At 42.5% G+C, this 6,000-nt stretch carries 5 protein-coding genes; 4 read left to right on the forward strand and 1 reads right to left on the reverse strand.

Annotated features, from left to right (window positions below; genetic code table 11):
- The first annotated feature begins 62 nt into the window (after positions 1-62).
- From BLS28_RS26645 to BLS28_RS26660, 4 genes are read left to right on the forward strand one after another with little or no spacing between them, the layout of a single operon-like run.
- A complete protein-coding gene (locus BLS28_RS26645) occupies positions 63-3,392 on the forward strand; it encodes a coiled-coil domain-containing protein (protein WP_091174933.1) in 3,330 nt (1,109 codons plus the stop codon).
- A 1-nt stretch (position 3,393) separates the two neighbouring features.
- Complete coding sequence (locus tag BLS28_RS26650) at positions 3,394-3,816, forward strand: ATP-binding protein (RefSeq protein WP_091174936.1); 423 nt, start codon at positions 3,394-3,396, stop codon at positions 3,814-3,816.
- On the forward strand, positions 3,816-4,241 hold the full coding sequence (gene ybeY / locus BLS28_RS26655; protein WP_091174938.1) for an rRNA maturation RNase YbeY: 426 nt from the start codon (positions 3,816-3,818) through the stop codon (positions 4,239-4,241). The genes BLS28_RS26650 and ybeY overlap by 1 nt, the downstream gene beginning before the upstream one ends.
- A 42-nt stretch (positions 4,242-4,283) precedes the next feature.
- Positions 4,284-4,799: a glutathione peroxidase gene (locus tag BLS28_RS26660; protein ID WP_091174940.1), complete on the forward strand. Its 516-nt coding sequence runs from the start codon at positions 4,284-4,286 to the stop codon at positions 4,797-4,799.
- 394 nt (positions 4,800-5,193) lie between these two features.
- On the opposite strand, the gene BLS28_RS26665 is transcribed toward BLS28_RS26660, so the two are convergent.
- The coding region (locus BLS28_RS26665) for a sensor histidine kinase (protein ID WP_143020885.1) at positions 5,194-6,000 on the reverse strand (807 nt) is incomplete at its 5' end.

The following is a 6,000-nucleotide window of genomic DNA, read 5'->3' on the forward strand; positions in this document are numbered from 1 at the left end:
TATATAATACATGGCTTTTGCGTTTAATAAGGCGTGTTTATTTAACGTTTTCCACATGTAGTATGGCCTCGACAGAAAATTATGAACTTTTGCTTGGCAAAATCAATACTTTCACCCGGAAGTATTATTTCAATAATTTTTTGCGTGGATTAATATTTTTAGGTGCCGGTCTTTTCTCAGCTTATGTAGTAATTACCCTAAGCGAATATTTCGGCAATTTCAGTATCCTGCTGCGTACCATTCTTTTTTACTTTTTTATCCTGTTTAATACAGTGCTTGTTTGCTGGCTGGTTTTACCATCATTGCTGGCCTGGCTTAAGCTGGGCAAAACTTTAACGCATGATGAAGCTGCCGAAATTATTGGCAGGCATTTTAACGATGTTCATGATAAGCTGCTCAATACCCTGCAGCTAAAAAAGCTTGCTGCCGAAGATGAAAGTCACCGTGCACTCATCGAGGCCAGTATCGACCAAAAGATAGAGGCGCTTAAACCGGTAAGCTTTCCATCTGCTATCAACCTTAAAGAAAACACCAAATATTTAAAATGGGCGCTTGGTCCGCTGGGGGTAATTATCATCATTGCATTGGCGGCGCCTTCTGTATTAACCGAAAGTACTAAAAGACTGATCAGGCATAACGAATATTTTGTTCCTGCTGCTCCGTTCAGGTTTATTGTATTGAACAAAACACTCTCAGTTGTGCAGGGGAGTGATTTAAAGCTCGACCTTAAACTGGAAGGCGATAAGCTGCCCGCAGATGTTTATGTTGAAACAGGGGAGAATACGTTTAAATTGGATAAAGATAACATCAGCCGTTTTCATTACCAGTTCAGCAACCTGCAGCAAAATACCCGCTTTAAGTTTTCTGGCAATGGCTTTAGTTCGGCTGTTTACGAAATCAAGGTAAATCAAAAGCCTGCACTGTTACACTTTGACGTTGACCTAAATTATCCGGCCTACCTCCATAAAAAAAATGAAAGGCTGCTAAATGCCGGCGATTTGACTATTCCTGCCGGTACAACTGTGAACTGGCAATTGCATACCCAGTATGCCAGTACATTGATGTTTGACATAAATGGGCAAAGCCACGTTACGGTACAAAATGGGCCAGACCTGTTTGAACACCGTGAGCGGATATTGAAAACGTCGGTTTACAAACTTTTACCGGTTAATGCACAGGTAAATCAGAGTGATTCGGCTACATATCGCATCAACGTTGTTACTGACGAAGCGCCATCCATCTTTGTTGATGAAAAGCCAGATTCGGTAAGCATGAAAGCGTTTTATTTTAATGGCAAGATCCAGGATGATCATGGTTTTTCATCGCTAACGTTTCATTATACCATCGCGGCTACAGGCAACAGCAAAGAAAGGGAATTTACCAAAAAGGTTAATGCAGACCTGGCCCAAACACAAGCCGATTTCTTTTATTATTGGAACTTAAAGGAAATGGGCATTAATCCCGGCGACCATGTAAGCTACTTTTTTGAGGTTGCCGATAACGACGAAGTGACCGGCCACAAAACAGCGCGTACAGCAAAACATACACTAAATGTGCCTGACAACAAGGAGATTAACCAACAGTTAAATGCGGGCTCAAAAGCTATAAAAGAAAAAATGGCTTCGGCTATAAAGCTGGCGGGACAGGTTGAACGCGACGCGCAAAAGCTTAATCAAAACCTGCTGAACAAAAATACACTCTCGTTTGATGAGAAAAAGCAGATAGAAGACCTGATGCAAAAGCGTAAAGACCTGGAAGATTTGGTAAAAGATATCCAGGCCGATAACAAAAAGAATTTATACAATCGCCAGGAAAACCAGCAGCAAACCGAAGAGATCATGGCTAAGCAAAAGCAGATTGAAGATTTGTTTAACAATGTACTTGATCAAAAAACAAAAGAGCTGCTTCAAAACCTGCAACAACTGTTAAACGAGCAACAAAAAGATGCTACCCGCGATGAATTATCCAAAATGCAGATGGATAATAAATCGTTAAAAAAGGAGCTCGACCGGGTGCTGGAACTTTACAAAAAGCTGGAGTTTGAGCAAAAGCTCAATCAAAACCTCGATCAGCTGAATAAGCTGGCCGATGAGCAGCAAAAACTATCTGATCAAACCAAACAGCCCGGTGCCGACCAGAAGAACCTTCAGCAGCAACAGGATAAGCTGAAGCGGGATTTTCAGGATGTGAAGAAAGGCTTCGATGAGTTGCAGAAGGTCAATGAGCAGTCCGAACGTAAATCAGACTATCAAAATCCTGAAAAGGAAACCAAAGATATTGAGCAGCAGATGGATCAAAGTGCCGGCGATCTGCAAAAAAAGGATAATTCAAAAGCCTCAAAATCGCAGCAGCAGGCAGCAAAGCAAATGAAGGAGCTTGCTGCAAAAATGCAAAAAGATAGCGACGAAGGCGAATCAAAAGAGAATGCTGTTGATGCCCAGCAGTTGAGGGAATTGTTAAAAAGCCTGGTTAACAGTTCGTTTAATCAGGAAAAGCTGATGCAAACGCTTAAAAACACCAATCCTACAGATCCGTCATATGTTACGCTATCGCAAAATCAAAAGGATATAAAAGACAACTTGAAAACGGCCGAAGACAGCTTGTATGCCATCAGCAGGAGGGTGCCGCAGATCCAGTCGACAGTTAATAAGGAGATTACCAGTATCAACGAGCATATTGACCAGGCTCTTGAGTTTCTGGGCGACAGGCGTACGCTTGAGGCAAACCGCAACCAGCAATACGCTATGACATCCATGAACAACCTTGCCTTGATGCTGAGCGAAGCGCTTGAGCAAATGCAAAAAATGATGAATAAGGGCGGCAAAGGAGGCAAGGGAAAGCAGCAATCCATATCGCAATTGGCAAAAATGCAGCAACAGCTTAATCAAAATATGCAAAAGGCCCGCGAGCAGATGCAGCAACAAGGCAACCAGGGTAAAGGCCAGCAGGGCAATAGTGGTAATATGAGCGAGCAGTTTGCTAAAATGGCACGTCAGCAGCAGATGATACGGCAGGCTTTGCAACAAATTGACAGGGACGAAAATAAAGACGGGACAGGCGGATTGGGCAATTTGGATAAAATTTCGAAAGAAATGGAACAAACCGAACGTGATCTCGTAAACAGGAAGATTACAGATGACGCGCTAAAAAGGCAGCAGCAAATTCAAACCCGGTTATTAGAGGCCGAAAAGGCCGAGCAGCAACGAGATCAGGATCAGCAAAGAGAGAGCAATGCAGGTAAGGATTTGCCACCGGGATACATAAAGGCACTGCAGGGGTACCAGCAACAAAAAGCAAAGCAGACGGAGCAGATCAGAACGGTATCTCCGGCACTTAATTTGTATTATAAACAAAAAATAAAATCTTACTTTGATCAACTTAATGCCAAATAATATGGAAGAGGCAAATGTTCAAACCAGCGAGCTATATACGTTGCAGCTGCCGTCAAAACCGGAGAGCATAACGTTGCTTGAGCAGCTGATAGAAGAAATTGCTGATAAATATCATGTTGAGGAGGATACCTTCGCCAATATGATGACCTGCCTTAATGAAGCGGTTATTAATGCCATTATGCATGGTAACAAACAGGATGAAACAAAAAAAGTGATTGTTAATGCCGAAGTGGAACCGAAGCGTATCATCTGGACTGTTACAGATGAAGGCCCGGGCTTTGACTATAATAACCTTGCCGATCCTACAGCTCCCGAAAATCTCGAGAACCTCACCGGCCGCGGTGTGTTTATCATTAAACACCTTGCCGACCAATGTATTTTTAATGCCTCGGGTAATGAAATTGAACTTCACTTTAAGATCTGATGCCCACGATTAATTTTTTTGAAGAAGACACAACCTTTAAGCCGAAACAAAAAGCGCAATTAAGACAATGGATAAAGGAAACGGTAATTGCCGAGGGCTTTAAACTGAAAGAGCTTAACTACATTTTTTGCTCAGACGCATACCTGCTGCAAATAAACCAGCAATATCTTGATCATGATACTTTTACCGACATTGTAACTTTTGATAATTCGGAAGTAGAGGGGGATATTGTTGGCGATATCTTTATTTCGATAGACCGCATCCGTGAAAATGGCGCCAAATTTAAAACCGGCGAAACCAATGAGCTGCACCGTGTTATCATTCACGGCGCCCTGCACCTGTTGGGTTACACGGATAAAAGTGTTGTTACAAAACAAAAAATGACACAAAAAGAAGATGAGTACTTAGCTAAAAGAAATTTTTAGCCTTACTTTTATAGTGGATTATAAAAATCAATTGTAAAAACCATGAAAACACTGGCACTCATCATCGCCTTATTATTTGCCACCGCACCATCTTCAGTATATGATTTTAAACTGAAAACCATTGATGGCAAAGATTTTAGCCTGGCTAAATACAAAGGCAAAAAAGTATTGATCGTAAATACGGCTTCAAAATGCGGCTTCACCAAACAATACGCCGACCTGGAAAAACTATCTGAACAATACAAAGGCAAACTGGTAGTAGTAGGTTTCCCGGCCAATAACTTTGGCGGCCAGGAGCCGGGCACTAATCAGGACATTAAGACCTTTTGCAAAGAAAACTTTAACGTAAAATTCCCGATGAGCGGTAAAGTAAGCGTTTTAGGTTTGGATATCGATCCGTTGTTTCAATACTTAACAACCGCTCCAAACCCTGATTTTACCGGTGACATCAAATGGAATTTCGAAAAATTCCTCATAGACGAAAACGGTAAACTGATCCACCGTTTCAGATCGCAAACTACCCCGCTATCTGAGGATATCACCAAATATCTGAACTAAGAATTTGCCTTTAAGGCACAGGCTGCCGGCGGTCGTTCCGGTTGCGCAGGATAGGTTTGAACAAAGTAAAGGGGCAAATGACCAATTGGTTGTTTGCCCCTTTACTGTTAAAGCGGGATTGATCTTTTAGGCTGGTGATTATAATTGTGCGAAGGTGAATAACAAGTGCCGCGAAGCCGGGCGGCAACGAATTATGGTAATGATAAGGTTAGGCTTTAAAGATCACTAACAGGGGAGTTATTTTAACGAGGCCTTTTAGTTTCTTCTGTTCCAGCCCGCGCGGGTAGTGTAAATTATCCTTTAACAAAATTATCTGGAGCGTGCTTTGCAGTAAATATAAAATGCTAATTCCTAAATTATCCCGGGTTTCTTAATACCTATTATGGGGTATACGCTAAAGGTTTAGTTTAAGACTGATGGATGTGCCTTTACCGTGGGCGGTATCAATTTTGAGTTCGGCGTTCAATCTTTTTGCCCGGGCGTAAATATTCCGGATGCCCATGGTTTCGTGTTTGCGCACATCAGGGTCAAATCCGCGCCCGTCATCACGGATGCTGATCTGCAGCCGGTTTTTGTAAAGGTTGATTTCCAGAAACGCGTTTTGTGCCTCCGAATGTTTGACAACATTGTTTAATACTTCCTTAACAAGGAGGTATACCTGGCGCCTTTTTTCGCCGCTGATGGTAACCGGGGTTTCGCTAATGGAGGTATTTACATGAAGGTCAATATTGCTGTATTCAAATATTTTAATGGCTTGTTTATGAATAAAGCCGGCCAGGTTGCTTACTTCGTCGTTTTCGGCATCAAGACTCCAGATAATTAACCTTACCTGGGTAGATATATCGGTGATGGCTTCATGAATAGCGTCTATCTCCTTAAAAGCGGGCTGATCGGCCGTTTTGCGGCTGAGCAATTCGGTCCTGAGCTTAATGCCGGAGATGCTTGCCCCTAAATCATCATGCACCTCACTGCTGATCCGCTGTCGTTCGCGCTGCAGGGCAAGTGCATTTTCATAGTCCTTTTTTTGTAAGCCGATGATGGACTGATAATATTTCCGTACCAGCAGGAAAGCGATGATTATGGCACTTAATACAGCCACCACCTGCAGCCATAACTGTTGATACCATAAAGGCATAACGTCAAATTTAAAAATGAGCGGCTGGCTTAACTGGTTAAAACGGTCGGCAGCCACGGCTTCTAA

Source organism: Mucilaginibacter gossypii (genome assembly GCF_900100945.1).
Lineage (GTDB): Bacteria > Bacteroidota > Bacteroidia > Sphingobacteriales > Sphingobacteriaceae > Mucilaginibacter > Mucilaginibacter gossypii.

Coding starts and splice junctions, on each gene's coding strand:
- BLS28_RS26645 (WP_091174933.1), top strand. CDS start 63: ATGGCCTCGACAGAAAATTATGAACTTTTGCTTGGCAAAATCAATACT.
- BLS28_RS26650 (WP_091174936.1), top strand. CDS start 3,394: ATGGAAGAGGCAAATGTTCAAACCAGCGAGCTATATACGTTGCAGCTG.
- ybeY (WP_091174938.1), top strand. CDS start 3,816: ATGCCCACGATTAATTTTTTTGAAGAAGACACAACCTTTAAGCCGAAA.
- BLS28_RS26660 (WP_091174940.1), top strand. CDS start 4,284: ATGAAAACACTGGCACTCATCATCGCCTTATTATTTGCCACCGCACCA.